Source organism: Bradyrhizobium sp. BR 10261 (genome assembly GCF_019455395.1).
Classification (GTDB): Bacteria; Pseudomonadota; Alphaproteobacteria; order Rhizobiales; family Xanthobacteraceae; genus Bradyrhizobium; species Bradyrhizobium manausense.
Window position 1 is genome coordinate 19,705 of record NZ_JACOFQ010000046.1, and the last position, 26,917, is coordinate 46,621.

A 26,917-nucleotide genomic window follows, 5' to 3' on the forward strand; every position below is an offset into this window, starting at 1 on the left:
TGCATGAAAGCCGCTTCCATGAATGCGCACCCATCGCTGTTGTTCGGCGAACCGGTCAAAATCCAAGATGGCTCAGCTCAGCCAGACGCGATGGTCCGCTTCGAGACCCTCTCGAAGACCTATCCGGCCTATCGCGGCAAGCCCGGCGTCGTTGCGCTGCAAGGCATCGATTTCGCGATCGCGCGCGGCTCCATCACCGGCGTGATCGGTCGCTCCGGCGCCGGCAAGTCGAGCCTGGTGCGGCTCATCAACGGGCTGGAGAAGCCGAGCACGGGCCGCGTCGTGGTCGACAACAGAGACATCTCCGCGCTCACGGGCCGCGAATTGCGGCTGGCGCAGCGCTCGATCGGCATGATCTTCCAGCACTTCAATCTGCTGTCCTCGCGCACCGCCGCGGACAACATCGCGCTGCCACTGGAGATCGCCGGCTGGTCCAAAGCCGACATCAAGGCACGGGTGACCGAATTGCTCGCGCTGGTCGGCATCGCCGACAAGCACGACCGCTATCCGTCAGAACTGTCAGGCGGCCAGAAGCAGCGTGTCGGCATTGCCCGCGCACTGGCGACGCGGCCGAGCGTGCTGCTGTCTGACGAGGCGACCTCGGCGCTCGATCCGCAGACCACGCGCGCGATCCTCGATCTGCTTGCGAATATCAACCGCGAGCTAGGGGTGACCATCGTGCTGATCACCCATGAAATGTCCGTGGTGCGCCAGCTCGCCAGGGACGTCGTCGTGCTCGATGCCGGCCGCGTGGTCGAGAGTGGCCATGTCGCCGACATCTTCACCCATCCCAGGCATCCGATCACGCAATCATTCCTGGCTGAGGTCACCGGCGACAGCCTGCCGGTCTCGCTGGCCAGCCGGCTCATGCAGGAGCCGGGCAGCCACGCCGTGATCCGCGTTCAGGTGCGCGGGGCAGGGGCCGGCGATACGCTGATCGCGCGGCTTGCCCGCGAGCTCGGTCTCGACGTCTCGCTGCTGTCGGCGCGTATCGACGAGATCGGCGGCCAGCATGTCGGCTCGCTGGTGCTGGGCATTCCTGTTGGCGATTCTGGCGAGGGCGCGGCGACGCGCACGCTGGCCTGGCTGTCTCAATATCAAGTCTCGGCGGAGCGTCTCGGCTATGTCGCCTGAACTCGTCAAACTGATCATCGGGGCCACCTTCGAAACCTTGTTCATGGTTGGAATCGCGGCGGCGCTCGGCACTCTGTTCGGCCTGCCGCTGGGCGTATTCCTCGCGACCAGCCGCAAGGGCGAGTTGTTTGCAGCCCCCGCCGTCAACGCAGCGCTTGGCATGGTCGTGAACGCGACCCGCTCCACGCCCTTCATCATCCTGGTCGTGGCCATCATCCCGTTCACGCGTCTCATCGCCGGCACCTCGATCGGATCGACGGCCGCGATCGTGCCGCTGACGATCGCCTCGACGCCGTTCATCGCGCGCCTGGTCGAGGCTGCGATCCGTGAAGTCGATGGCGGCCTGATCGAGACCGCATCCTCGTTCGGCGCGTCACCGATCCAGATCGTGTTCAAGGTGCTGATCCCCGAGGCGCTGCCCGGCCTGCTGCTGGCGCTCACCCTCGCAGTGGTCAGCCTGCTCGGCTACTCCGCCATGGTCGGCGCGGTCGGCGGCGGCGGCCTCGGCGATCTCGGCATCCGCTACGGCTACCAGCGCTTCATGCCGGAGATGATGCTGGCCGTGGTCGTCGTGCTGATCGCCCTGGTGCAGCTGGTGCAGAGCGCAGGCGACTATCTGGCGCGGCGGGTCAATCGCCGGCTGCGGCACCGCTGAGACAATCAGCCGGCGGAAGGTCGATCGACGCCGGGCCTGTGACGAGACTGTCGAGGTCAACCAGAAACAGATCGGCCATATGGGTGAGCTGGTGCAACGGAATGCTGACCTCGCCACGCTCGGCGCGTGAGACGAACTCGGGCGAGACGCCAACGCGGTCCGCAATCTGGGCCTCGGTGTAGCCCCGCGCCTCGCGCGCACCTTTCACCTGAGTGCCAATGTGCCGCCGGTGCAGGGCCTGCTCTTCCTCGGTCATCATCAGGGCCTGCTCGTCGGCGCTCGCGACCCCATCGGCGAAGGCGACACCGAGCAGCCGCCGCTTTTGCCACGCCACCCGGCAGGCCTTGCGCAAGCCGTCGGCAAAGATCAGCGTGGCCTCTTTCGGAAACGCCAGCGACCAGTCGAGCTTCAGCCGCGCGCCGGTGCCGGAGACATCCGCGATGGTGCAGGGGATGCTCACGGTTCCCCGGGCGCCTTCGAACTCGATGATCCCGGTTCTCGCCGTGGATTGCCTGGCCGCAGCGCGCAAGTCACTCATCAAGTCGCTCATGGAGCCCCCGAGATCATTGCAGCGGATTTTACTGCCCGCCTTCCCGGCGCTCAATCGAACCCGCCCGCCATGGTGAAGGATTGGTTCTCCGCCGGAGCAGGGCACGCCGGCACGGATGAACCTTCCGGGCCAGCCATGTCACCAAGACTGAAGATCGCCCTTCAGCCTTCTGGATAATTCAATGAGATCACTTGCCTTGCTCTGCCTGCTTGCCCTCGCCACGCCGGCACACGCAGCCTCTTCCGAGCAGCACTATCTCGATCTGCGCGACCGCTACATCGCGAAGTTTGCAAAGGCCAAGGAGAGCGAGGAGACCAGCAGGCAACACGACGCGGCGCTGGGCGAGCTGACCGGCGTGCTGCGCGGCCTGATCGGACCCGTCGCGATCAAGGGGCTGCCCGCGGAGGGCAAGTCGAACGTCGACACGCTGTTCAAGGACGACATCGGCTTTGGCCATCTTGACGGGCTCACCTTCGCCACAGCGGGCGACAAGCAGCAGGCCGTGGTGACGACGACCACGCTGCTCAGGCGCTGGCTTGCCGACCACCGCAAGGATCCGATGCCGCAAGAGATCGACGCGGCGTTCAGGTCCGACACCTTCTACTATGCCGCCATCCAGGACGCTGCCTTCGCCAAATATGCCGAGCTGCCCATCACCAAGCCGGCCTCCGTCAGCACCGCGGTCGCGGTGCTCGGCGTGCGCGGCAATGGCGATTTGAAGGGTCCGCCGCACGAGATCGACGTGGTCGCGATCCGTGGCGAGAAGGTGTTCTTCCTCGCCGCGAGCGAGGCGATCAAGACAGCCGAGATTCCGGCCTGCGAGAAGGTCTGGAAGCAGATGATGGCCAGAAAGACGCCGGCGGATGCCATGGCCCGGGAAGACCAGGCGATGGCGGCCTATACCAAGTGCTTCGCCAAGGAGGCGCCCAGCCAGAGCTGGTTCACCGCGGCGGTCAAGACGGCGCAGGGCCAACTGGAATTGCTGCCGTTGCGCTAGCCGCATCGGCTACAGATCGCAGCCTCGTGCGAGCATGGTGCCGCCCGGACAGGTGGGCGCATTTCAGCGCCGCTGGTCAGCTCGCAACGTCTCCAGATAGGCCACGACGGCTTCGACCTGGGACTCTGTGAGCCTCGGATTCGGCATGGCCTGGTCTGGTCCCAGTCGCCGATGGCCCGACGTCAGGAAATGCCGCAGGCCGTCCGCGGAGAAGGAGGGGCGGTTGATAATCTCCGGGAAAGCTGGTGGGGACGGGCGAAACGCAGGTGCTTCCTTGGCGGCGTCAGCGACGACGTGGCACGTCCCGCAAGTGGCGTTGGCAATCGCGCGCCCCTCGGACACCTGGTCGACAAACAACTGATTGGGAACGGGCAGGGTGAGCGGGATCTGCATGACGATCCAGGCATACCCGCTGCTGCGGTGGCAACCATTGCATTCGTTCGTCAGGCCGGCATACGATGCCATGAACGCCGGGACGTCCTTCGATTGCAGCGCCTGGCGTACGGCCCGGATCTGCTCCCTGGCGCGATCGGATTGTGCCGGGTTCGCGAGCAACCTGCCGGTGGCTTCAAGATTGGCCTCGATCTGTTGAATCTCGTAATTCGCCAGACTCCAATTGCTGAGCTTGCCCGCAAACCAAAGTTTTGCGTGCTGAAGTTGAAGTCTGATCATGAGGTCGGCCAGCGCCGCCGACACATCGGAAGGCGCCGCGACGCTGGAGGCGGACAGCGCGACGATGATCGCACCCAACAGAACCGTTCGTAAGCGCATGTTCGACATGTTCCGATGTCGATGTTCAGGATGGCATCACGGACTGCACGGGCGTTGATCCTGATCAAGACGTGGTTTGTCACGGCAAATACCTGTTTGTCTCTCGGAGGACGACATGCGCGCGCACCAGATCATGTCCAGACGCGTTGTAACGATACGGCCGGACGCGCCGGCCGCCGATGCCATCAAGGTGATGCTTGCCCATCACATCAGCGGCCTGCCGGTGGTGGACCCGGCCGGGACGCTCGTCGGCATCCTGTGCGAAAGCGATTTCCTCAGGCGGACCGAAATCGGGACGGCGCACGAACGCAACCGTCTGCTCACGATGTTGCGCGGAGCCGATCGCACTGCAGCCGAGTTCGTCAAGGAGCACGGGCGCACGGTCGAGCAGGTGATGACGCGCCAGCCGGTGTCGACCACCGAGCAGGCGCCGCTTGTGGAAGTTGCCGACATGATGGAGCGACGGCATCTCAATCACGTGCCGGTCATGCGTGGCGAGCACATCGTCGGGATCATCACCCGATCCGACTTCCTGTCCGCGGTTGCCGGCCCGCTGGCCAGCGCTTCCGGCTACTCCGGGGATGACGGCCAGATTCGTCGCTCCGTTCTGGCCGCGCTGGCCGGGACACCCTGGCAGCCGGCCTGCTTGAACGTCAGCGTGAAGGACGGCACGGTCACGCTGCGTGGCGTCGTCAGGGGTGAAAACGCGCATCGGGCGGTCATCGTGGCGTGCGAGAACGTTGCAGGCGTTCGCGCGGTGGAGGACCGGCTTTATCTCCAGTCCGATCGACCTGATCCCGAGGACGATTACGGCGGAGGCGATTTCGTGTCGCTGCAGGTGGAGCCGTCGACGCTGGACGACGAGCCATTGTAGTCAAAGCGCGCACCCGGGCAATCGCCGGATGCCTCCTCATGAATTTACCTGCAGCGCACGCGCCGGTTTCCAGACGGCACCATACGCTTGGCAAATCTGCCGATGGACGAGGAGAAGAGTGCGGTCTCAAGCACTCCGTAGAGCGCGAGGACCATCAATGCCTTGATCGCTTCGTTGGTCATTTGATGCCCTCCGTCAAATGATCCAGATCGGATGCTTCTCTGGTCGGGTCAGTACGGTCAGCGTGTGGTCGGGATGAGGCTTGTAAACAGTCCGGGTCGCTGTCGATGTTCCCATCGGCCAGGGGAGTTCGGGCGGTGCGGTCAGGAGACTCTTTGTGGCCGCTCAGAAGGAGACCTCACTTAGCGATCACGCAGGTTTTAAACGGGTGGGTTGGTTTCAAGGCGGTCTATCGCTTGCGAATGCCGCCGCGCGAGATTTACCTTTGTGATCCAGGACGCTGGCCGGCAACCCATGGGCGTGTATGATGCCTTGCGGCATCCGGTCTGGCGCCAGTTGGGCCGTGCTTGCTGTTTGGCAACGAGCCGACCTCGACAGCGATGATGATCACGCAGACCCGCGACCTGAAAGGCGAACGTCATCGACTGACGGTGCTTTTCTCCGACCTCGTCGGGTCCACCGCGCTGGGCCGGGATATCGAATCGGAACACCTCTCCGAACTGTTGGGCCAGCTCAGGGACATCTGGCATCGCGCCGTGGCCAAGCATGGCGGCCGCGTGATCAGGACCCAGGGAGATGGTGTCCTCGCCGTGTTCGGCTATCCGCTGTCTGGCGAGGACGACGGTCGTCGTGCCGCCGAAGCCGCCATCGATATTCACCGGTGGGTCGGGTTGTTGCGCCACGATAGCGTGCCGCCGGCCCTGATGCCGCTTCGCATGCATTCGGGCATCCACGCCGGCACCTTGCTCTTGATGGAGGGGGATATCGAGTCCGGCCGATATGACCTGGTCGGCGATGTCGTGAACACGGCGGCGCATCTGTCGCGTCGGGCTGCGCCGGGCGAGATCCTCGCCAGTCTTGATTCCCTTGGGCCGCATGCGAATTTTTTCGAGCTCGGCGGCCCGATTCAGATGCCGGATGCGGGGCCGGAGATGCCCCAGGCGCGCGCGGTGCTGCGACGAAGCATGGTGACCCGGCGGTTTGACGCAACGTCCCGGCGCGGCTTGACGCCCTTTGTTGGGCGCGACGAAGTCTTCGATTTTCTGACCGGCTTTCTCAGCGAACCACACCCGGTCTCGCGACGTTGTGCGGTCATCGTCGGCGGTCCGGGGCTTGGCAAGACGCGGCTGCTGGAGGAGGTGCTGCGAGACTGCGATACCGACCAGTTCAAGCTGCTGCGGGGCAGTTGCGAGAGCTATGTCGGTGCCGAGGTGCTGCAACCGTTTCTGCAGATGCTGCGCGCCTCATTGGGGATACGACCGGACGCATCGATCGCCGATGCAGACGAGACGGCTCGGGACGCCCTGCAGCCATGGCTCGCCCAACTCGGTCCACGCGCGGAGACGATCATCGCACTCGCCTCGACCGGGGCTGATGCGCGCGGCGGCCAGATGACCGTCGATGGCGTGGTCGGTGACCTGCTCGGGTTCTTTACCGTCTTGTCCGCGCAGGGACCATTGGTGCTGGTGATCGACGATTGGCAATGGTCCGACGACGCGAGCCGGCAGTTGCTGGAGAAACTCCTGCAATTGCCCAATGGACCGCGCTTCATCCTCGCCACCCGGCCACGCGACGACGGTACCGAGTGGATTTCCGGCGCGCCGCACCTGCTGCTGAGGCCGTTTGCGGGAGGAGAAACCGACGTCGCCGTACGACGCTGGGTGCCGCAAGCCGACCCCTTCCTCGTGGCCCGTGTTCACGCCTATGCCGGCGGGGTGCCACTGTTCATCGAAGAGCTGTGCCATTCCATCGCTGCCAACGACAATGATTCATTCGAAATGCGCAGCAAGCAAGGCGGATGGATCGCCACCCTGGTGGCTTCGCGCCTGGCGCGCCTGCCGCCCGATCAGGTGAAGGTGGTCCGCGCCGCCGCGGTGATCGGAAACACGGTACCGAAAAGTCTGCTCATTGCGGCTTGCGGCAGCGAGCCCGACCCCGCGATGTTGCGGGGATTGGCCGACGCGGATTTTCTCTTCGACGATCCGGCCGGCGATGCCTTTCGCTTCAAGCACGGCATCACGCGGGACGCTGTCTACGACACCATCACCCTGCACGAGCGTCAGGCCTTGCACCAGCGCGTTGAAGCCAGTTTGCTGGCACGGTCCGAGCAGGCCGATCGCGAAGACACGCTAGAAGCCCTGGCCTACCATTCGCGCGGCGCAGGCCATTGGGAAAACGCGGCCCATTATGCCGAACGCGCCGGCGACAAGGCGATGGCGGCCTTCGCCTTGGACCTTGCCGGGTCCCAGTACAAGGCTGCCATGGATGCGCTGGATCGCGTGCCGGATCGCTCGCGCGAGCAATCCCTGCGCTGGTGCTTGCTGGCGAATAAACTCGGCATGGCCAACATCTTCGATCCGCTGTCGTTGACCGACGATACCAGCGTGTTCGAACAGGCGGTCGCCATCGCCTCATCGCTCGGTGACACCGGCGCGACGGCCAACGCCTATCTGTGGCTTGGCTACATGTGTTACGGCTTTGGCCGCTTTCGCGAGGGTGTGACACACACACGAACGGGACTGGAATGGGCACGCAGGCTCGGCGACCCCCGCCTGATCGCCCGGACCGAAGCCGTGCTGGGCCAGATTCTCGCCGCAAGTTGTCAATACGACGAAGCCACCGCCTTGATCGACGCTGCCATCTCGACCACGCGCAGCCGCCGCCATGGCGCCATCGCCGTCGGCTCGGCCTATTCGCTGTCGTGCAAGGGTAGCATCCTGGCCGATCGGGGCGATTTCGAGGGTGCCCACGAGTGCTTCAACGAAGCGATGAGCCTGGTCGAAGGGTCGACCCATCCGGTCGTCAGTTCGGTGCGCAATTGGGTTTCCGTCGCGCTGGTCTGGCAAGGCCGCTGGCAGGAGGCGGAGCAGCTGGCCGTGGAGGGCGCCCGCGCCGCCGAAACCATGCGCAGCCTTTTGATGCTGACGGCGTGCCGCGCTGCCTCCGGCTTTGCCCGCTGCTCCAGGACCGGCGATCCTGATGGCTTGCAGCAGCTGCGAAACGCTGCGCAATGGATGGAGCGGCGCAACTTCCACTTCTACACGTCGGTTCAATATAGCTGGCTGGTCGAGGCGGCGGCGGCCGAAGGCGATGTCGATACGGCGCGGCGGTACGCAGCCCATGTGCTGGGCCGCGCGCGCGAGGGCGAGCGGCTGGGCGAGGCGATGGCCTGCCGCGCGCTTGCGAAGCTCGCGGCGCGACGCGGAGATTTTGGACGTAGCCGGCGCTGGTTGCTGCGCGCCGAAACCTCCGCAGCCTGGCGCGGCTCGGGGCGCGATGCCGCTCTGAATCTGGCTGCACACGCCGAGCTTCTCGCCCTGCAAGGGCAGGGCGAAGCGGCGCGAAAGACTGCAACTGAGGCTGCCGAAAAGCTCCGCGCGCTTGGCATGCACTGGCACGCGGACCAGGCGATCCGCGCCCTGGCCGGCGTGCCTTAGGCGTCCTGCATCCGGCGTCAGCCCTGCTGCTGGGGCGGCACCCTTCCAGTCATGCTCACAGACAGTGGAATGGGGCCGGGGCGCAACGGCAGCGGCGTTTCCACCAGCGCGCTGAAGAAACCGAGCATCACCGCCAGTGCCGGATCTGCTCCGGGACAGGAATGCGTTGGGTGACCTGCCACCCTGCGGTTGCCACCGAAAGCGTGATAGATGTCCTGACGGCCTTCGACGAGGTTCTGCTGGGTGGCGGAGACCGCGCCGGCGACGACGATGTCCCCGGGCCTGACCTCGACCTGATGCCCGTCCTTTCCTCGCATGTGCGCGACGATCGCGGTGCGCCAGATCAATTCGGGCACTGCGCGCAGCTGCATGGCCGGGATGAAGTCGTCTCTCAGCCGGTTGAGAGCATCGGTATAGTCGGTCGCCACCGTGCCGGCGTAGCGCGCACGCAAGGCCCACAGGTTTCCTTCGCGCAGCCATTCATTCAATATCCTGCGCATGTTGCCGTCGGTGGTCGGAATGAAGCCCATCATGGCGCCGGCGATCGTGCGCGCCACGAACGGGACGTCGCCCGCAGCGCGCGGGGAATCGAGCACGGCTCGGGTCACGGGAGCCGTGATCGTCGACTTGAACTTGTCGAGAAAATCGATCATGGCGCTGCGTACGGCGGTGCCATGCGCGGCACCGACCGCTTCCACTTCCTTGTTCGGATGGGGCTGGAAGATGTAACGCGACGGCGACAGGAAATGGCCGGGATAGAAGGGGGGATCGCCCGGCTTCCAATCCCAGCGGTAGCCGCCGCGACGGAAGTAGCCGCCTTTGTCACTCAAGCCGAACCATTCCTCGCAGAAGGCACCCAGCAGCGGATCCACGAGTTCGTGCCCCTCGACGGTCAGATCCCAGCTCGATGCGCCGTCGGCAGCGGCATAGCCGATCGTCTGCTTGACCATGAAGCCAAGCACCTGCTGCGTGACCTTGCGCGCCATCTCGAATGCGCTCCGCTGGTCGAGAGCCATGATCGCGGCATTGCAGATCTCGGATTCCTGCTCATAGGCATGATCTTCCTGTCCGGCGTCGCGGCCGAGATAGAGAATGCCGAATGACCGCTGCATGCGGGGCAGGTAGCCGGTGATCGTCAGCTTGGTGCCTGAATCGGCAAAGACTTGCTGCACCTCCTCCCGGTCGGCCACGAGGACCCCGAACGGCGTACGGAGGACGCCGCCGTGGCGCTCGCGGATCGCAGCCCAGATCGATGCGTTGACGAAATGCGAGGCCGAATCCGGATCTTCCAGCGCCGTTTTCCACGCCGCCATCGCCGCGGCTTCGCCTAGCTGGCTCTCGATCTCACGCAGCCGTGCGATCGCTTTTTCGCCGTCGTCCACGCTCCACGTCACCAGCGGCTTGCGGCCCTGGGCCGCCGCCCATTGCTGCAGGCTGGCGAGCGCCTTCTTCGATGGTGCGAACAGGTAGGTTCCCCATTCCAGGCGGACGAACGGACGAGGCTCGTCGTGGAGTCGATCGGACCCGTCGAGCGGCATGTGAACTGTCTTGCCGCCATGCTCGAAGCGGAAATGTCGGAGCCGGCCCGGTTCGGCAAGGCCGAGGAACGGATCGCTCTCCCCGGAAAAGGCGCCCGAGCTGTTGCCTCCGACGAGCCAGCTCTGCACCACCTCGAACTGCTCGCCGAGGCTGGCGTTGTAGGCCATGAAGACGAGCCCGCGTTCCTGCTGCAGCGAATCCCTGGCGGCTTGCGGATCATCGCGCCTAATGGGCGGTCCGTAGGACATGCCGCGCCTGACGATGCGCGGCGGCCGGGCGCCGGCATCGGCCGGGGTGATCGTGACCCGTGGATTGGCACGGCGGATATGGGCGTGATAGGGGCACGATTGGGCCTGCGTGTCGCCATCATAGTTGAAGTCATTGCTCTGCGGCTCGGTTGGCGGATTCGGGATGAGGGGCTGTCCAGCCTGGGGATGGCCGGTGGGCCAGCGCCCCATCATCTTGGCGAGGAGCATCTCGCGCGTCAGGGGCGGGGCGGAGCCACCGGCAACAGCCTCGGTTGCCTGGCGCGCGTCGCGCAGGACCTGCTCGAGCTGTTCCACGTCCTGCCGCAGCTTGCGCAGCGCCAGGAAGCTGCCGTCGCGAAGGAACGCATGAATGCGATTGGTTTCGTCGCCGAACGGGGCCTTCTCGTCGGCCAGGTTCGGGTAGCCACACAGGATTTCGCCGAGATGCACCTGGTTGGAATAACGCGAGCCGGCATCGCTTTGGCGCAGCACGGGGTTCGAGGTGCCGTCGGTGAAACCGAAATGGTCCTGCACGTTGCCGGCCGCATCGCGCTGGCGCTGCATCCACTGGATCGAAAGCGGCCTGACGCCGGGATCCACGTCGACCAGACGCTTCATCTCGGCCATCAACGCCGCTCTGGTCTCCGCCATCGGTGTCGCCGTGGACAAGTGGCGAAGCTGGAGCACCGCATGGACCGCGCTCATGTTGATGCGCGGCGCCGGGTCATCCTCGCGCAGGTCCGGCGCCTCAATGCCGAGCGCCCAGTTGCTTGCCGGCAGGCGCCATCGCTGGGGATGATTCCAGCGCACGTCGCCGAGCAGACCGGCGCGTCGTTCCATGCCCTGCACGAATTCCTCGGGCAGTGAGCGGACCTCATCATCGGACAGTCCGGCGTGACGCAGTCCCTCGACCGTGAAGGCGATATTGGTGACGATCTGCCCCGGGGTCGGAACATCCGCTTCGGAGGTCACCTGAAGCACGTTCAGAAACGCCGCCAATGCGGCCGGACTAGCGAATTGCAACAGCAGCAGGCAACCGTGATCGGCGTCGGGGTAGGCGGTCAGGATCCCGCCCTGCACGTTGCCGCGATCCTGCAACGGCAGCTCGGCCGGCAGCGCCAGCGGAAGGTTGCGCCGCGGCGGCGCGACGTTGGGCGGGGTCATCAACCAGCGCACGGCCTCTTCATAACGCAGCAGGGCGCGCTTGATACCGTCGCCATAGGTGGCGCTGTCGTTCAGCATCAGCACCAGTTCCGGCAGCAGCTCATGTGCCGCACGGTGCAGGGTCTGCCCATCGTGCGTGCCGGGCGGATAGAAATCGGCCAGATGGTACAGCGCAGCCAGCGCGCGTATGCCGTGATAGAAAGCGGGCCGACCGGCAGCCGCAATCGTGAGCGGCTTGCTGAAGCCGGCATTGGTGGGATCGACGCCGATCGCGCCGCCGACCTCGAAGATGGAGCGCCGCGCGATGTCTTCAGGAGAGGGAATTCTGATCCGGGTGACGATCCGGTCTGCATCAGTGCCCGATACGCGCCGATAGACGCGCTCCTCCATCCGCAGAAACCGCGTGTCGTCGACGGTCAGGTCGGGCGTGGCGTAAAGGAAGTAGGCCTCCGACTGCCGGCTCTTCAGCCAAATGCCCCAGTCCTCGTAGGTGTTCTCATAACCGAGCACATAACCCTCGGTGTTGCAGAAGATTAGGTCGAGCAGCCGCGCGGCCTTCTGCCAGATGACGCGGACATAGGCTTCCCAGGAGCCGTCGAATGTCGCGGTCAGGAGCACATAGTCGACGGCGTCCACTGCGTCGTCCTCCGGCTCGAGGACTGCTACTCCCACCGAGTGAATGCGCCCGACACGATCCACCGAATCGGACAGGACGCGGGCGAGCTCGTATTCAAACGCGCTTGCCCGGCCGCCATTGAGCGCGCGCAGGACGTATTTGGCGCGTGTCTTGTACGTCGTCGCGTCAAGGGAAGGCACGAAGCCCTTCTTGATCGGAGCCAGCACCCTGAAGTCCGAAGTGCCGCTCATGCTGCCGGTCTTGATCGTCAAATCGCGCCGCATGTCCCGCCTCCCTTGGTGGCCAGCGACCGAACTGCCGTCGGCGGCCGCGCCCAAAAACAATTTTTGCGAACTATTTCAGTCGGTACGGCTTGAGATCGCCGTGTCGATGAGATCGGCCGGCTCGGCCAAAAGAACTTGCCCCATGCCTCCGGTCGCAAAGTCGGCGGCACGTCAACCCAAAGTCGTCTGCCGAATTGCAACTCTGCTGTTCCGGCGCCGACGCTTCTATGAACTGGCCCACACTTTCGAACTTTCATTGTGGATGCGGAGAGCTCCTGGTCATGCAAACCAGTCGATGAGGGCGATGGGGTTTCCACTGGGGAGGGCGCCTCACCGGGCCTAGCCGCGAGCCATCCTCAATTTTCCACTTGCGGCGGCGCAAGTCGGTTGTCTAGGATACAACCTAAGGGCGTAGCGGTCGTGCTCGGCGACTGCTCAGTCGAGTGGCCATTTGCAGGCGATATCACTCGCCGGTTGGCAGACTTCAAGCCGGGTCGATCCTTGGGGCACGGTTTTGGCAATGAGTTGAACGCCTGCATCGCAGGCGGCGCGAATTTTTTCTTGTCTGTCGAAAGACAAATGGCTTCACGTCGTAAGCAGGATGACCCCGAGAATAAGGATCGCACAGCCGAGAATCCGCCAAAATCCAACGGCTTCCCGTAGAATGACCATGCCCATCACCGCACCGATCATCATGGACATTTCTCGCATTGGCGCAACCACGCTCAGCGGAGCTCCCATATTGAGAGCCGTCAAGACCAGGATGTAGGATAGCGGTGACAGTAGGCCAACCCCGATCGCAAGAAGCCAGAACCCGCGCATCGCCGCTTTGGCTCGACCAATATCCGCAAAGACCAGGGGGGCAAGAAGGAAGAACCGAAGAAGGTTGGAAAACCAGTCCAGGACGACCGGTGCGATCCCAAGGCCTTTCACTGCGTAGGCGTCGACGACGGTGTACGAAGCTATGAGCCCACCCGTGGTCGTGCCCCATCTAACCCCGGTCAGTCCTTCCGGCTTGCGAAACGCTTCAAGTCTCCCCTGCGTCGCAATTAGCGTGATGCCTCCTACCACTGCCACGAGGCCCAGTATGACCTGGATCACCGGCCGCTCGCCGAGAAGAACGATCGCGCCGACCGTTGACAGCATAGGGCCTGTACCTCTGGCGACGGGATAAACGACTGAAAAGTCCGCCTTCTGATATCCGCGCTGTAGAGACAGGCTATAAGCCAAGTGTATGAGACCACTGAGGATAATGAATCCGGCAATGGTCCAGCTCCAGTCAATCGTTTGATGAGCGATGAGATAAACAACCCACGTCGCATAAGCGACGCATGCGACAAGATTGTATGCAAAGACGAATATCGGCCCAACTGACGATGCACGCTTGGAGAGCAAATTCCAAGTAGCGTGAACGAAGGACGCGAGGATGACTAGGGATATAGCAGCGAGAGTCATAATCCGTGTTCAAACGATTGAGTGAAATCAAAGTCCTTCGGGCTATTTTAATCCCTCAAGCGAAGCTGGTTCATTGCCAGAACCACTTAGTGCATTCTTGTTGTCGTTGTTCCGACGAAATGCCGATGTCTGCCAGCTGATGCTCTTCGAGCTCCGATAAACACTTGCGCTGGTGAGCGCGCTCAATCCATCTCACGAGCAAAAAACCAGGAGCCAACATCAGACCGACAAATCCTCGAACTCGTATTTTTCTCCCATTCATGTAATCTGTATAACTGCCTATCACACTGCGCATAATCGATTTCTTGGAATAACCTAAGTGAGGAAAACGAACGTATGCGACGATTGCCGTCACTTAATGCTCTCCGCGCCTTTGAGGCTGCCGGTCGTCTAGGGCTGATGAAACTCGCCGCCCAAGAGTTGAACGTCACCCACAGTGCCATCAGTCGCCAGATTCAACATCTGGAGGAGGTCTTGGGCACACGTCTTTTTGAAGGTCCGAAGCATGCCCCAAAACTCACCGAAGCAGGGCGGACATTGATTCCGGGGCTAAGTGCCGCCTTTGACCAAATCGATGCGACGGTTCGCCTCGTGTCCGACACTGAGGACGGCGCCCTGGACGTTTCGTGCCTCGGCACCTTCCTAATGAAATGGCTTATCCCGCGGCTTCATCGTTTCCGGAACGATCATCCATCGGTCGATATTCGCCTGAGCACAGCAGACTCGCCCGTGGATTTCTCGCGCGAAAGCTTCGACGTCGCTATTCGGGTCGGCACGGGCCCATGGCCCGTCGAATGCGAGGTTATCCCCTTGTTTTCGGAACGTTTCGGTCCAGTCTATGCAGCAAACTTGGCGCTAGAAGGCGGCGCTGTCACGCACTTGCCGCGGCTGAGCACGCAAACAAGGCGTTCTGCTTGGGACGACTGGACCCGGCAGTCTGGCATCGAGGTAGAGGCGGAAAGTGGCACCGAGTTCGAGCATTTTTACTTCATGGTCGAAGCGGCTGTCGGCGGCCTCGGAATATGCATCGCGCCTTGGCCTCTAGTGGCCGACGACATTAAAGCGGGTCGTCTGGTTGCGCCTTTTGGGTTCACTGAGAGCGGGCAAAGCTACGTAGCCCTACGGCGTCAACGCCGGAACAAGAAGGCTGGGACGTTCTGCGATTGGCTAAGCGACGCTGCTTCCGGATTTGACAGAGCATCAAACACGGGTATCGATCATTTCGACGCTGGCGGACGGGAAACGTCTTCGATGAGTCTTGCCAACAGGTAGATTCGAGGGGCAATTAGGGCCTCTTCAACATACTCGGCACCAGCGGTATGAGCACCGCCCCCCACGGGACCTAGGCCATCAAGGGTGGTGGTTCCCGCGGCGGAGGTGTAGTTACCATCTGTACCCGCGCCGCTGGCCTCAGTCCTCAAATCCATGCCGATTTCCCGATATATCGACTGAGCACGCTCAACCAGGCGACCTGTTTCCTCTGTCAAAGGAAAGGGTGGGCGTCCGCGTTCGAGGGACGTGTGGACAACTGAACACGGAAAAAGCTTGCTGACCTTTGCAAGTTGAGCTGCTTCCTCTTCCAGACGGTCGAATTCACCTGGCCGCAATACACGAACGTCAGCCTGAGCTTTCGCCTCGGCCGGAATGATGTTGCTTCGCTCGCCGCCGCTGAGGAGCGTGAAGTTGAATGAAGTGTCGAGTTCGATCCGCTCGAGTTGCCTCATTTGAACGATCTGGTACGCGATCTCCGCTACAGCATTGCATCCCTTCTCCGGCTCGGCGCCGGCGTGTGCTGCCTTTCCGGTAACTTCGATCCGGAAATAGCCTATGCCTTTTCTTGAAAGGACGATGCGATCATCGGGCGTGCCGAACTCAAGGATGAAAGCAACATCGCTCTCCTTCGCCATTGATCTGATAAGATCCTTTGATCCCGCCGACTGCTTCTCCTCGTCCGTCGTGGCCAGCAGTGTAACCATACCGAAATTGTCCCGCCCCGCTTCTCGGAGCAATCGCACTGCCATCAACGCCATCGCGATGCCGCCTTTGTCATCGAGAACGCCAGGCCCATAGATCCGGCCAGCCTCTTGCCGGAACGGGAAGGTCTGAAGAATGCCGCTTGGATAGACGGTGTCCATATGCCCGACGAGCAGGACGTTGGTTTTGCCCTTGCCCTTCCATCGCGCGATAAGATTGTTTCCAGGACCCTTTGTCGCTGGGATGAGTTCGATTTCACCCCCTTGGACAACGACTTGGCGAGATAATTCTTTCTGCATGGCGAGCAGCCCAGCATCGTCAAGCGATGGGGACTCTATCTCGACCATCCTGCGCGTGGATTCGATGAAGGGATCAACCAATTGCCAAGCTGCTCGTTCCAGTCCGGGGGGATTATCTTCGCTCATGGTTGGACCCGTTGTGTTAGCAAGGACAGTGCACATCAGCAGCGCATGGCAGGTAACTTTCCGTCTCATGCTAAATCCCACCTAGAGCGTCCGAATGATTGTTTCTGTGAATTGAACTGTGGTCGCGGAACCGCCCTGATCGGGGGTGCAACGCGCGGGATCACTAAGCGCTGTGTCGATTGCCAACTCGATCGCGTTCGCGGCTTCAACCAGATCGGATCGCCTGGCTCGCTGGCCTAGCCAATTCAGCAACATTGCGTTTGAAAGAATGAGGCCCGCCGGGTTCGCGCGATTCTGGCCCGCGATATCCGGTGCTGAACCGTGTGCAGCTTGTGCCATTGCTCGATCGGCACCAGCATTGAGCGAGGGCGCCATACCTAACCCTCCCGCTATCTCAGCCGCCTCGTTGGACAGAATATCTCCAAACATGTTTGTCGTGAGAACGACATCGAACTTCGCCGGCTCCCGCACGAGTAGCGCCGCCGTTGCATCGACGAGTTGCTCTTCAATTTCGACCGATGGGAACTCGGTAGCGGCTGAGCGGACGGTTTCGAGAAACAGTCCATCGGACAGTTTTAGAACATTCGCCTTATGAACGACTGTGAGTTTATTGCGACGCGTGGATGCTAGCAGCAGGGCCTCACGGGCGATGGCGCGACTTGCTCCAGATGTGATCTTGCGGAGCGCGAACGCCGTTTCCGGATCGGGCATAAACTCCCCCGATCCCGCGTGCATCGTCCTGCACGCGTAAAAACCCTCGGTATTCTCTCTCACCATAATGAGATCGATATCAGCTCCGGCATTCGCCCGACGCCGCCGGCAAGGCCGAAAATTTGCGAACAGATTCAATCCATTTCGAAACTCGGCCGATGCATTGATCCCCCCTTCAGCAGCGGGTGGATAGCTGAACGTCGAAAGGGGAGCCAGAACAATACCATCGGCTTGCTCGGCTGCTCGCCGGACGGAGGAGGGCAGAGTGGTCCCCTCGATCGGCAACGTCGCAAGACCGACCGATCTTCTCTCCAAGGTGAGCCCAAGATTGCGTTCTGCGTTCAAATGCGTGAGGATGCTCGCGCACGAGGCGGCTATTTCAGGCCCGATGCCATCCCCTTCCAAGATCAGAATGTCCATGCTTGCCCATCAGCTAACGCTGTCCCTTGCTGCATCTCGGGCGAGCGCCGCGTCATAACCCACCTCTCGGAAGATTTCCGAAACCGGAGTGATCATGTTGTCGGCTTCCATTGAGCGGTCGTTTTCCAGAAGAGACCTACAGACCTGCCGCATCGCAAAATGCGCTGCTCGGAGAAGGTGGTTCGCGTGGATAACGATATTGGCCCCGCGAGCGTGCAGCTCTTCGGCCCGAACGTTGTTGTAAGTCGTCGGCACGCAAATCACCGGCTGCGTGAACCCTTGCTCCCTGAAGCGATCCAGGAATCGGAGGACGCTTGTGGGCTCCCGTTCTTTGGAGTGGATCATGACACCATGGGCTCCATGATCCACGTAGATCCGCGCTCGAAGTAACGCGTCCTCCACCGTCTCCCCGGCAATTAAGCTCTCCAGCCGGGCAAAAACTCGGAAATCGGGCGACAAGAGAACCTTGCGGCCGCGGTAGAGCTTTCGCCCGAACGTTTCAGGCTCTTCAAGGACGTGGGATGAGGTAAGTGACAGGCTGTTGCGCTTGGGATGCTGCTTGTCTTCGACCACCACGGCGCTTACGCCGGCACTTTCCAGGCGGGCGCAAAGATATTCGAAAGCGTTGGCATCGCCGCCGGTGTCGCCGTCTACAATTAGCGGTTTGTCACTGGCGCCAAGGATTTCATCGATAAGCTCCAACCGCCGCTCAAGCGCGTACAGCTCCATGTCCGGAAGTCCCCGGGCGGCAGAACTTGTGAGACTTGAGACCCAAAGAGCGTCAAAATGACGGCTGTCATGCCCGTTGCCCGCTGCCTCGCTCGAGATCAGGGCCGAGAGACCGCTATGGGCTTCGATAGCTCGCACTAGCCGCCGTTCCGAAAGTAATTCCTTTAGTTTAGCCCGCCTCTTCTCGGGCAGAATTCTGTTCGCCATCGTCATTGAACTAAACCTCTAACACGAATGCGGCCTTGCTCGGCCAGACGTGAAGCCACTAACGGTAGAAGACCCCCCGCATTGACCATCTCCAGCATCCTCACGGGTGGCGGCGAAAATGCAGCTGGGCGGCCCGGACCTTCGATCCGGCCGGTATCGACATCAATGCACAGAGTGTCGCCCTCTCCAGCATCAAGGGTTACGACCTCGACAGCGATGAGACCCAGATTCCATGCGTTCCGGAAGAAGATGCGGCCGAAGCTGGGGGCGATGACTGCTTGAACGCCAGCCGCCAGAAGAGAGCTGGCAGCCTGCTCGCGGGAGCTTCCGATCCCAAATGTTGCGGTGCTGCAAATAACGTCCCCCGGCCGAAACGTCTCGGCAAGGCCAGGGAAGATGTTTTCAAACACATGCTTTGCCAGCTCGGACGTGTCGGTATACATGTGCTTGTAGCGACCCGGAATAATGTCGTCAGTCGAAATCACACGGGCGATTTTGCGGACGCGTAAGGGGCCAAGCGTGGTCATATTGTCAACTCCGTGAGCTTTGGCACTTCGCCACGAATTGCTGTATGCGCAGCGACGAGCGGGGAGGCGAGATAGATTTCTGCCTCGGGATTACCCATGCGCCCCAAGAAATTGCGGTTCATTGTGGAAAGGACGCGATCACCGGATGCCGGAATACTGCCTTGTGTTCCAAGACAAGCGCTACATCCAGGCGGGGAGATAATTGCACCCGCTTTCACGAGCTTTGAGATGTAGCCCCGCTCCATCGCCTCGAGGTACACCCGCTGCGAGCCGGGCGTGACCAGACAGTGGACACCGGAACGCACCTTGGCTTCGCTGAGTACTGCAGCCGCTTCCGCGATGTCTTCAAGTCGCCCGTTGGTGCAGGTCCCGATGAAGACATAATTGATTTCGAGCCCTTCGCATTCACTGATGGGCACTGCGTTGCCCGGAGAATGAGGCTTCGAAATCATAGGTGGTAGGCCATCGATATTGAGACTGATGACGCGCGGATCATCTGGGTCCGGAAGGTTGATGGCCTGCATGTTCTCAGGCCGCCCAGGGCCAGGAGGAAGAAAGGTGCACTTGGCCCCCATCTCCACGCCCAGATTTGCAACGCTGGCACAGGAATCGAGGCCGAGATCGTCGAACCAGCCTCCTGTCCACTCGACGGACTTGTAGAGGAAAGGCAATTGGCTGTTTTTCGCCAATGCAAAAAGAGCCACGTCTCGCGCGCGTGCGGCTGCTCCAGGGCGGCCGAGGACATTTATCCAAACAGTTTCGGGAACTCTGAGCCAAGTCTCCCCCGTCACCATTGCCGCAGCGCAATCGGAGGCTCCCATGCCCAGCGATAGACACTGAGTAGCACCACCGGTGCAGGTGTGGGAATCGGAGCCGATAACGATCGTGCCGGGTTCGTACCAACCCTCCTCGAGCGCAACGACATGGCTAATGCCTTCTCCCGCGCGAAAAACCTGAACACCCAGCCGCTTGGCAAGGCGCTCTGCTTCGCGCAGCCGCGCCGCAATATGCTTGTCGGGCGCGATCACCGAATGGTCAAAGAAAATGCCCACACGCTCCCGATCGAAGACGTCGGTAAAGCCGTGCTTGGCAAATAATCCGGCGATTGTCGGGGAATTTCCATCTTGAAGGTAGACTCGATCTACGCTCGCCGTCACAAGTTCGCCGGCGGCCACCTGGTCACGCTTAGCGTGACCAGCAATGATTTTCGCAACGAGCGTCGGGGTGCTCATTCGGCTGCCTCCACCGAAACACGCCGGTCATGACCTGTGTAAAGGTCGCAAAACTGATCGGGGGTGAGGGCCGATCCTTGACGAATAGCGAGCTCGCGCACTTCGCTGAGGCAGGTCGCGAGCTTATTCTCGTCAACGGGAATACCGCTGTTTTCCAGAACGCTGCGCAATGTTGCGCGACCTGAATGCTTTCCGATCACGTAGCGACGGACGTTACCCACTTCCTCGGGGGTAAATGGCTCGAATGTGCTGGTGTCCTTCAGCATGCCGTTGACGTGGATTCCGGACTCATGCGCGAACACGTTGTCGCCGACGACTGGTTGCCAAGCGGGCAGGGGCTGGTGGCTCGCAGCAGCGACCATCTCTGCAAGCTCCTTGAGATGTTTGGTATTAATGCCGACATCGCGCCCGTAGAGGTGCTTGAGCGCCAACGCCATCTGCGCGAGATCGGGCATTCCTGCCCGTTCGCCCATCGCGTTCACACAGACATGGAAATAACGTGCGCCCGCATTGAGGCCAGCCAGCGTGTTGGCGACCGCCAACCCGAAATCATTATGGCAGTGGCATTGGGTATCGATGGACGTCACGCGCCCGACCGCCTCGACACGCCGACCGTACTCTTCTGGCGAAAGGATGCCGACGGTATCGGAAAGGCGAAGCCGATCGGCTCCAGCTTCGGCGACCGCGCCGGCATAGTCCTGGAGGAAAGAGATCTCGGTTCTGCCGACATCCTCCGCGCTGATCGAGACGAACACGTTCCGATCTTTGCAGTACTTGATAATTTCTGCTGCTCGCTGAAGCAGCCAGGGACGATCCTTGCCGACGCTGCCCTTGAGGTGGATGGTCGAAGTCGGTAGACCGATGTGAACGGCCTCGAAACCCATGTCGATGGTCGCGGCCACATCTTCCATGATGCCGCGGTTCCAGCCGATCAGGCGGACCTCGTCCTTGCGCTCAAGCATGGCGTGAAGGGTGGCAAGTTCCTCGCCGCCCATGGCCGGGATCCCCGGCTCGACCCATCCAACGCCGGCCTGGATGAGCTTGTCTAGAATTTTGAGTTTCGTTTCCTTGGAGAAGGCCACGCCGGGAGCCTGCTCGCCATCGCGCAACGTGGTGTCTTCGAGAATGACATCATGCCTGATCATAGTATTCGCCTCCCTGTGTTCGTCATAAAACTGTCGCAAACGATAGGCGGCGGAGTTTTGCTAGCAAACGATGATTCCGCACTTGCTATGTTCCAGAAAGGCTAGAACGTTGATTCAACTCAACCTATGGACGAGTGAACAGCAATTTAAGCGCGCAGCGTCGATTTCGACGGCACGAACGCAGGGTGCATGATCCGAGTGGTCGCTTCATCAATGTAGGCAATCAGCGAACATTCGGGGCCGCGGTTCTAATGTCGCGAGCCATCGATCTGAATCAGTTCGGCAGTCCGCTCGCGCCGATGTCGTGGCTGATGTACGGAGGGCAGGCGGCGCTTGCGCTTACATCTGTTGTCGGCGCCCGATAGACAAGTCGCAGGTTCCGCTCATTAGAAATGTCAGTGGGAGAGGACAGCCGGCTCGCCTGATCGCCCTTTGTTCGGCCCGCCGGAGGCGCGGTCGATGGTCGGGACGCCCTTCGTCCCGACGCCTCCCGGCGCGCCGCCGCGCGCAGGAGCGGTCAAGGATCGAAGACCGCCGGAGGCGGCGGCCCAAAGGGCCGTCCTTGACGGCTCCGAGCACGGTGGCACGAGCACCAGGGCTGGCCACGAGAGGCCGTCAGCCGACCCGGAATAGATTCTTGCCCTGACCGCGGCGGCGCGGTGCTTTCTTGCTGCGTCCTTCATCGCGCAGCTGTTGTTGCTCGGCGATGTACGCCAGAACTGGCCCCAGCCGCTTGTTCTCGACAATCGCGGCCTGGTCGACCTGCTGTAGCTTGTCGAAGGTGCGGTACGGCAGCTCGCGCCCCTGGTGCTTGATCGCAAAACGCCCGTCCGGATAGTCGAACACCGTGACGCGCTGCCGGGCGAGGGGACGGGTCAGCTCGTTCGGCTCGAGCAGGAACAGCACCTTGTCGTACTGCAGCGACAGACTGTTGGAGACCGTGCGCTCTTCCTTCCACGCAAAGGCATCGCCGATGTTGTCGTGCGCAGCCAAGGGCCGGTGTAGATCCTTGTCGTTGAACGGCTCCTTGGCAAAACGGCGATTATAGTCCGCCATGAATGCCGGCAGGAACGCGTTGCCGGCCTCGATGGTCGAGATTCCGGCCAGCCGCATCTCCTTGACCAAGCGGTCCTGCAGTGTGCCGTTGGCTCGTTCCACGCGCCCCTTGGCCTGTGGGACATTGGCACAGATGATATCGATGTTGAGCTCGTGCAGCGCGCGGCCGAACTGCGTCATCCCGTCGCCGCCGGTGGCGCCGACCTTGTTGACCCGGAACGTTGCGTGCTTGTCTGAGTAGAACGCAATGGGCTTGCCGTAGCGAGTTAGATAGGCGGCCGTCGCCGTGAAGTAGTCAAAGGTCGATTCCGTCTCGACAAATTGCAGATGCATCAATCGGCTGGTGGCGTCGTCGATGAAGACGAGCAGGGTGCATTGCGGGCCGCGGTTCTCAAACCACCAGTGTTCGGAGCCGTCAATCTGGACCAACTCGCCAACGCAATCGCGGCGATGCCGCGGCTGGTGCACCGGCTTCAACCGCTGCCGGCGGTCCTTCCAAATCCCGTCCACCAGCATCCAGCGCCGCACCGTCTCAACGCCGAAACGCAAACCATGCCGCTCCGCCAGCTTCTCTGCAGCAAGCGTCGGACCAAAATCCACGTAGTGAGTCTTGATCAGCGCCAGTGCCTCGCTCCGCACGATCGCCGGATAGGCTCGGTTGCTCGGCTTGCCGCGCTTATTTGACAGCACTGCCGCGGGGCCTCCGATCCGATAGGCCTTCAGCAGCCGGAATGCCTGCCGCGATGTTACCCGAAGCAGTTGCGCGGCCTCTCGCACTGTAATCCGTTCCGCCACAACATCCCGCAACACATGCACCCGGTCGATCTCAGCCCGGCTCCTCGACAGCACCGTCATCACTCACAACCCCAGGCCCCATGCCTTAGACAAGTCCGAGCGTGACATCTCTAATGGGGAGGATGGTGACCTTTCTAATGAGCGTCTACATCCGTAATTCGCATAAGGTATATTATGGAATATGTTTATATCGAATGAGATCAGATATTTAGGCCGAATTGCTGCCACGCCGCCTTCGCTCCAGCGTCAATTTCGGCCTCGGCTCTCCACGCTTGACGGCTACTGTGCATGGGGTTGTTTTCGCGTTTTGGATCGCCGCTGACCCACATCGAAAGCCGATATTGCCGCGACCTTGTCCGGCTGCAATAAGCGAGCTCCGCGAGATCGCAGATGACTGCCGACCAGACGTCCGTATAGCTTTGCGTCTCACAACAAGAACAAACTTCCGAGGAAGCAGACCCATGGTCCTTTCAACGCGTTTTTCCCGCCGCACGCTTCTCAAGGCCACCGCCGCGACCGCCGTTTTTGGCGGGGTCAGCGCGCCCTATGTGGCCCGTGCCCAGGCCGCCGAGTTCTCCTACAAATACGCCAACAACCTGCCTGACTCGCACCCGCTGAACGTCCGCGCCAAGGAGATGGCCGCTGCGATCAAGAGCGAGACTGGCGGCAAGTTCGACCTCCAGATATTTCCGAACAACCAGCTCGGCTCCGACACCGACATGCTGAGCCAGATCCGCTCCGGCGGCGTCGAGTTCTTCACCCTGTCGGGCCTGATCCTGTCGACCCTGGTGCCGGCCGCGTCCATCAATGGCATCGGCTTCGCATTCCCGGACTACGACACGGTCTGGAAGGCCATGGATGGCGAGCTCGGCGCCTTTGTCCGCGGCGAGATCAAGAAGGCCGGCCTCGAGGTCATGGACAAGATCTGGGACAACGGCTTCCGCCAGACCACGTCGTCGACCAAGCCGATCACCGGACCCGATGACTTCAAGGGGTTCAAGATCCGCGTCCCGGTGTCGCCGCTGTGGACCTCGATGTTCAAGGCCTTCGACGCCGCGCCCGCCTCGATCAATTTCGCCGAGGTCTATTCCGCACTCCAGACCAAGATCGTCGAGGGCCAGGAGAACCCGCTGGCGATCATCTCGACGGCCAAGCTCTACGAGGTGCAGAAATACTGCTCGCTGACCAACCACATGTGGGACGGATTCTGGTTCCTGGCCAACCGCAGAGCCTGGGCCGCGCTGCCTGACGACATCAAGACCATCGTCGCCAAGAATATCAATGCCGCCGCCCTCAAGGAGCGCGAAGACACCGCCAAGCTGAACGCCAATCTCCAGCAGGAACTGGCGGGCAAGGGCCTGGCCTTCAACCAGCCCGCGGTCGCGCCATTCCGCGACAAGCTGCGCTCCGCCGGCTTCTATGCCGAATGGAAGGGCAAATATGGCGAGCAGGCCTGGGAGCTGCTGGAAAAGGCCGTCGGCAAGCTGTCGTAACGCATTGGGGCCGTCATGGCTCAGGTCGAGGTTCAGGTGAGCGAAATGGTGGGCGAGGTGGCTGGTGAGCCCCCTCGCCGATCTCAGTTGCTGGCTTCGCTGGAGCGCATCCTCGGCTTCGCCGTCGAGATCCCCGCGGCGACCCTGGTCGTCGCCGAGATCGTGATCCTGTTCGCCGGCGTGGTCGCGCGCTACGGCTTGCACCGGCCGCTGATCTGGTCGGACGAGCTTGCCTCGATCCTGTTCCTGTGGCTGGCCATGCTGGGCGCGGCAGTGGCGTTCCGTCGCTCCGAGCATATGCGCATGACCGCGATCGTCGCCAGCGCCACGCCTGCGATGCGGGCCTGGCTCGATCTGGTGGCGGTCTCTGCCGCGCTGGCGTTCCTGGCGATGATCGTCTGGCCGGCCTACGACTACGCCTACGAAGAGAGCTTCATTACGACGCCAGCGCTGCAGATTTCGAACATGTGGCGCGCCGTCGCGCTGCCGGTCGGGCTCTGCCTGATGGCGGCATTCGCGTTGCTGCGTCTTTTGCGTGCGGCCGACTACCTGAAGGTGCTGACGGCCGCAATGTCGGTCGCGCTCGTGGTCGGGCTGTTCTGGCTGGCACAGCCCTACCTGCGGCCGCTCGGCAATCTCAACCTCGTCATCTTCTTCGTCGGCGTCGCCGGCTTCTGCGTCTTTGCCGGCGTTCCCATTGCGTTCGGCTTTGGCCTAGCCATCTTCGGCTATCTGGCGCTGACCACGCACACGCCGGTCATGGTGCTGGTCGGACGGATGGACGAAGGCATGAGCCATCTCATCCTGCTGTCCGTGCCGCTGTTCGTGTTCCTGGGACTCCTGATCGAGATGACCGGCATGGCCCGGGCCATGGTGGCGTTCCTGGCGAGCCTGCTCGGCCATGTCCGCGGCGGCCTGCACTATGTGCTGGTCGGCGCCATGTACCTGGTCTCCGGCATATCAGGCGCCAAGGCCGCCGACATGGCTGCGGTCGCGCCCGTGCTGTTCCCGGAGATGAAGCTGCGTGGCGCCAAGCCCGGCGATCTCGTCGCACTGCTCGCGGCGACCGGCGCCCAGACCGAAACCATTCCGCCGAGCCTGGTGCTGATCACGATCGGCTCGGTCACCGGCGTCTCGATCGCCGCCCTCTTCACCGGCGGCCTCCTGCCAGGCGTCGTGCTCGCGATCACCCTTTGCATGCTGGTGTGGTGGCGCTACCGCCATGAGGACATGAGCCATGTCCGCCGCGCAACCGCGTCCGAGATCGGCAAGACCTTCGTCATCGCCCTGCCTGCGCTCGCGCTGCCCTTCGTGATTCGCTACGCCGTCGTCGAAGGCATTGCGACAGCCACGGAGGTCTCGACCATCGGCATCGTCTATGGCGCCCTTGTCGGTCTCGTCATCTACCGCCGCTTCGACTGGCAGCGGCTGTTTCCGATGCTGGTCGAGACGGCAGCGCTGTCGGGTGCGATCCTGCTGATCATCGGCACGGCCACCGGCATGGCCTGGGGCCTGACGCAATCAGGCTTCTCGCGCTCGCTGGCCTCCGCCATGACCGGACTGCCAGGGGGAGCTGCGAGCTTCATCGCCGTATCGATCCTGGCCTTCACCATTCTCGGCAGCGTGCTGGAGGGCATCCCGGCGATCGTGCTGTTCGGGCCGCTGCTGTTTCCGATCGCCCGCGCCGTTGATGTCCACGAGGTGCACTACGCCATGATCATCATTCTTGCGATGGGTATCGGGCTATTCGCGCCGCCGTTCGGCGTCGGTTATTATGCCGCCTGTGCCATCGGACGCGTTGAGCCTGCCGAGGGCATCAGGCCGATCTGGGGTTATCTGCTGGCGCTGCTGGTGGGATTGATCGTCGTCGCAGTTTTCCCCTGGATCTCGATCGGATTCCTGTAACGCACGGCGTCAAGGAGGGTGTCGATGAGTGAGCGGCAGAACCAGTACAATATCGGCCTCGACAAGACCCCCGCCAATTATGTGCCGCTGTCGCCGCTGAGCTTCCTGGCGCGCAGCGCCGCCGTCTATCCCGATCACATCAGCACGGTCTATGAGGGCCGCAGCTTCACGTGGCGCCAGACGCATGAGCGCTGCAAGCGCTTTGCCTCCTATCTTACCAGCAAAGGCATCGGCGTCGGCGACACCGTCGCTGCGATGCTGCCGAACATTCCGGCAATGAACGAGGCGCATTTCGCGGTGCCCATGACTGGCGCGGTGCTCAACGCGCTCAACGTCCGCCTCGATGCGCCCTCGATCGCCTTCCAGCTCGACCATGGCGGCGCCAAGATCATCT

General features: G+C 62.1%; 22 protein-coding genes and 1 pseudogene. 9 read left to right on the forward strand and 14 right to left on the reverse strand.

Going from position 1 to position 26,917, the window contains the following annotated elements; translation table 11 throughout:
• Positions 1–3: 3 nt before the first annotated feature.
• A complete protein-coding gene (locus tag HYH07_RS33870; RefSeq protein WP_220006532.1) occupies positions 4–1,134 on the forward strand; it encodes a methionine ABC transporter ATP-binding protein in 1,131 nt (376 codons plus the stop codon).
• Complete coding sequence (locus tag HYH07_RS33875) at positions 1,124–1,789, forward strand: methionine ABC transporter permease (protein WP_220006533.1); 666 nt, start codon at positions 1,124–1,126, stop codon at positions 1,787–1,789. The genes HYH07_RS33870 and HYH07_RS33875 overlap by 11 nt, the downstream gene beginning before the upstream one ends.
• Here the strand turns inward: HYH07_RS33875 and HYH07_RS33880 are convergent.
• Positions 1,764–2,327 (reverse strand): helix-turn-helix domain-containing protein, encoded by a 564-nt coding sequence (locus tag HYH07_RS33880; protein ID WP_220006534.1) that lies wholly within the window; start codon positions 2,325–2,327, stop codon positions 1,764–1,766. The genes HYH07_RS33875 and HYH07_RS33880 overlap by 26 nt on opposite strands.
• Before the next feature lie 193 nt (positions 2,328–2,520).
• On the opposite strand from HYH07_RS33880, the gene HYH07_RS33885 reads away from it, so the two are divergent.
• On the forward strand, positions 2,521–3,336 hold the full coding sequence (locus HYH07_RS33885; protein WP_220006535.1) for a hypothetical protein: 816 nt from the start codon (positions 2,521–2,523) through the stop codon (positions 3,334–3,336).
• Between the two features lie 63 nt (positions 3,337–3,399).
• Here HYH07_RS33885 and HYH07_RS33890 read toward each other — a convergent pair whose 3' ends face one another.
• Complete coding sequence (locus HYH07_RS33890) at positions 3,400–4,116, reverse strand: cytochrome c (protein WP_228749949.1); 717 nt, start codon at positions 4,114–4,116, stop codon at positions 3,400–3,402.
• Between the two features lie 106 nt (positions 4,117–4,222).
• Here HYH07_RS33890 and HYH07_RS33895 point away from each other — a divergent pair, with 106 nt between their 5' ends.
• Positions 4,223–4,981 (forward strand): CBS domain-containing protein, encoded by a 759-nt coding sequence (locus HYH07_RS33895; RefSeq protein WP_220006536.1) that lies wholly within the window; start codon positions 4,223–4,225, stop codon positions 4,979–4,981.
• A gap of 44 nt (positions 4,982–5,025) precedes the next feature.
• On the opposite strand, the gene HYH07_RS33900 is transcribed toward HYH07_RS33895, so the two are convergent.
• The gene (locus HYH07_RS33900) at positions 5,026–5,163 is read right to left on the reverse strand and encodes a hypothetical protein (protein WP_220006537.1); all 138 of its coding nucleotides are present in this window, start codon (positions 5,161–5,163) and stop codon (positions 5,026–5,028) included.
• A 345-nt stretch (positions 5,164–5,508) separates the two neighbouring features.
• Between HYH07_RS33900 and HYH07_RS33905 the strand changes: the two genes are divergently transcribed.
• Positions 5,509–8,598 (forward strand): AAA family ATPase, encoded by a 3,090-nt coding sequence (locus HYH07_RS33905; protein WP_220006538.1) that lies wholly within the window; start codon positions 5,509–5,511, stop codon positions 8,596–8,598.
• A gap of 17 nt (positions 8,599–8,615) precedes the next feature.
• Here the strand turns inward: HYH07_RS33905 and HYH07_RS33910 are convergent, their stop codons facing one another.
• From HYH07_RS33910 to HYH07_RS36770, 3 genes are all read right to left on the reverse strand, one after another.
• Positions 8,616–12,449 (reverse strand): hypothetical protein, encoded by a 3,834-nt coding sequence (locus tag HYH07_RS33910; RefSeq protein ID WP_220006539.1) that lies wholly within the window; start codon positions 12,447–12,449, stop codon positions 8,616–8,618.
• Between the two features lie 585 nt (positions 12,450–13,034).
• Positions 13,035–13,904: a DMT family transporter gene (locus HYH07_RS33915; protein WP_220006540.1), complete on the reverse strand. Its 870-nt coding sequence runs from the start codon at positions 13,902–13,904 to the stop codon at positions 13,035–13,037.
• A 70-nt stretch (positions 13,905–13,974) separates the two neighbouring features.
• Positions 13,975–14,259, reverse strand: coding sequence for a DUF1127 domain-containing protein (locus HYH07_RS36770; RefSeq protein ID WP_220006541.1), 285 nt, complete (start codon positions 14,257–14,259; stop codon positions 13,975–13,977).
• Positions 14,260–14,303: 44 nt separating this feature from the next.
• On the opposite strand from HYH07_RS36770, the gene HYH07_RS33925 reads away from it, so the two are divergent.
• Positions 14,304–15,176 (forward strand): LysR substrate-binding domain-containing protein, encoded by an 873-nt coding sequence (locus HYH07_RS33925; protein WP_249781177.1) that lies wholly within the window; start codon positions 14,304–14,306, stop codon positions 15,174–15,176.
• Here the strand turns inward: HYH07_RS33925 and HYH07_RS33930 are convergent.
• The 8 genes and pseudogenes from HYH07_RS33930 to HYH07_RS33965 all read right to left on the reverse strand — a co-directional run bounded on the left by HYH07_RS33930 (position 15,122) and on the right by HYH07_RS33965 (position 23,185).
• Positions 15,122–16,303 carry a glutamate carboxypeptidase gene (locus tag HYH07_RS33930; RefSeq protein WP_249781178.1) on the reverse strand — a complete coding sequence of 394 codons (1,182 nt, stop codon included), beginning with the start codon at positions 16,301–16,303 and terminating at the stop codon, positions 15,122–15,124. The genes HYH07_RS33925 and HYH07_RS33930 overlap by 55 nt on opposite strands.
• Positions 16,304–16,384: 81 nt before the next feature.
• Positions 16,385–17,434, reverse strand: a complete 1,050-nt coding sequence (locus HYH07_RS33935) for an isocitrate/isopropylmalate dehydrogenase family protein (protein ID WP_220006544.1) — start codon at positions 17,432–17,434, stop codon at positions 16,385–16,387.
• Between the two features lie 9 nt (positions 17,435–17,443).
• Positions 17,444–18,376 carry an isocitrate lyase/phosphoenolpyruvate mutase family protein gene (locus tag HYH07_RS33940; RefSeq protein WP_220006545.1) on the reverse strand — a complete coding sequence of 311 codons (933 nt, stop codon included), beginning with the start codon at positions 18,374–18,376 and terminating at the stop codon, positions 17,444–17,446.
• Positions 18,373–18,897, reverse strand: a complete 525-nt coding sequence (locus HYH07_RS33945) for a hypothetical protein (RefSeq protein WP_220006546.1) — start codon at positions 18,895–18,897, stop codon at positions 18,373–18,375. The genes HYH07_RS33940 and HYH07_RS33945 overlap by 4 nt, the downstream gene beginning before the upstream one ends.
• Positions 18,894–20,129: an aconitase/3-isopropylmalate dehydratase large subunit family protein gene (locus HYH07_RS33950; protein ID WP_220006547.1), complete on the reverse strand. Its 1,236-nt coding sequence runs from the start codon at positions 20,127–20,129 to the stop codon at positions 18,894–18,896. Before HYH07_RS33950 ends, HYH07_RS33945 begins: the two co-directional genes overlap by 4 nt.
• A complete protein-coding gene (locus HYH07_RS33955) occupies positions 20,126–21,274 on the reverse strand; it encodes a homocitrate synthase (RefSeq protein WP_220006548.1) in 1,149 nt (382 codons plus the stop codon). Before HYH07_RS33955 ends, HYH07_RS33950 begins: the two co-directional genes overlap by 4 nt.
• Before the next feature lie 161 nt (positions 21,275–21,435).
• Positions 21,436–21,612, reverse strand: a pseudogene (locus HYH07_RS33960) (ISNCY family transposase); the annotation flags it as partial.
• Between the two features lie 277 nt (positions 21,613–21,889).
• Complete coding sequence (locus HYH07_RS33965; RefSeq protein ID WP_220006549.1) at positions 21,890–23,185, reverse strand: ISNCY family transposase; 1,296 nt, start codon at positions 23,183–23,185, stop codon at positions 21,890–21,892.
• A gap of 401 nt (positions 23,186–23,586) precedes the next feature.
• Between HYH07_RS33965 and HYH07_RS33970 the strand changes: the two genes are divergently transcribed.
• The 3 genes from HYH07_RS33970 to HYH07_RS33980 all read left to right on the forward strand — a co-directional run.
• Entirely contained in the window at positions 23,587–24,618 is a 1,032-nt protein-coding gene (locus HYH07_RS33970; protein ID WP_220006550.1) for a TRAP transporter substrate-binding protein, read from the forward strand.
• Positions 24,619–24,633: 15 nt separating this feature from the next.
• The gene (locus tag HYH07_RS33975) at positions 24,634–26,523 is read left to right on the forward strand and encodes a TRAP transporter large permease subunit (RefSeq protein ID WP_220006551.1); all 1,890 of its coding nucleotides are present in this window, start codon (positions 24,634–24,636) and stop codon (positions 26,521–26,523) included.
• Between the two features lie 24 nt (positions 26,524–26,547).
• A partial coding sequence (locus tag HYH07_RS33980) for an AMP-binding protein (RefSeq protein WP_220006552.1) occupies positions 26,548–26,917 on the forward strand: 370 nt, incomplete at its 3' end.

Bases quoted from the DNA above. Each gene is read 5' to 3' on its own strand.
- HYH07_RS33870 (WP_220006532.1), top strand. From the start codon at position 4: ATGAAAGCCGCTTCCATGAATGCGCACCCATCGCTGTTGTTCGGCGAA.
- HYH07_RS33875 (WP_220006533.1), top strand. From the start codon at position 1,124: ATGTCGCCTGAACTCGTCAAACTGATCATCGGGGCCACCTTCGAAACC.
- HYH07_RS33880 (WP_220006534.1), bottom strand. From the start codon at position 2,327: ATGAGTGACTTGCGCGCTGCGGCCAGGCAATCCACGGCGAGAACCGGG.
- HYH07_RS33885 (WP_220006535.1), top strand. From the start codon at position 2,521: ATGAGATCACTTGCCTTGCTCTGCCTGCTTGCCCTCGCCACGCCGGCA.
- HYH07_RS33890 (WP_228749949.1), bottom strand. From the start codon at position 4,116: ATGTCGAACATGCGCTTACGAACGGTTCTGTTGGGTGCGATCATCGTC.
- HYH07_RS33895 (WP_220006536.1), top strand. From the start codon at position 4,223: ATGCGCGCGCACCAGATCATGTCCAGACGCGTTGTAACGATACGGCCG.
- HYH07_RS33900 (WP_220006537.1), bottom strand. From the start codon at position 5,163: ATGACCAACGAAGCGATCAAGGCATTGATGGTCCTCGCGCTCTACGGA.
- HYH07_RS33910 (WP_220006539.1), bottom strand. From the start codon at position 12,449: ATGCGGCGCGATTTGACGATCAAGACCGGCAGCATGAGCGGCACTTCG.
- HYH07_RS33915 (WP_220006540.1), bottom strand. From the start codon at position 13,904: ATGACTCTCGCTGCTATATCCCTAGTCATCCTCGCGTCCTTCGTTCAC.
- HYH07_RS33925 (WP_249781177.1), top strand. From the start codon at position 14,304: ATGAAACTCGCCGCCCAAGAGTTGAACGTCACCCACAGTGCCATCAGT.
- HYH07_RS33930 (WP_249781178.1), bottom strand. From the start codon at position 16,303: ATGAGCGAAGATAATCCCCCCGGACTGGAACGAGCAGCTTGGCAATTG.
- HYH07_RS33935 (WP_220006544.1), bottom strand. From the start codon at position 17,434: ATGGACATTCTGATCTTGGAAGGGGATGGCATCGGGCCTGAAATAGCC.
- HYH07_RS33940 (WP_220006545.1), bottom strand. From the start codon at position 18,376: ATGACGATGGCGAACAGAATTCTGCCCGAGAAGAGGCGGGCTAAACTA.
- HYH07_RS33945 (WP_220006546.1), bottom strand. From the start codon at position 18,897: ATGACCACGCTTGGCCCCTTACGCGTCCGCAAAATCGCCCGTGTGATT.
- HYH07_RS33950 (WP_220006547.1), bottom strand. From the start codon at position 20,129: ATGAGCACCCCGACGCTCGTTGCGAAAATCATTGCTGGTCACGCTAAG.
- HYH07_RS33955 (WP_220006548.1), bottom strand. From the start codon at position 21,274: ATGATCAGGCATGATGTCATTCTCGAAGACACCACGTTGCGCGATGGC.
- HYH07_RS33965 (WP_220006549.1), bottom strand. From the start codon at position 23,185: ATGACGGTGCTGTCGAGGAGCCGGGCTGAGATCGACCGGGTGCATGTG.
- HYH07_RS33970 (WP_220006550.1), top strand. From the start codon at position 23,587: ATGGTCCTTTCAACGCGTTTTTCCCGCCGCACGCTTCTCAAGGCCACC.
- HYH07_RS33975 (WP_220006551.1), top strand. From the start codon at position 24,634: ATGGCTCAGGTCGAGGTTCAGGTGAGCGAAATGGTGGGCGAGGTGGCT.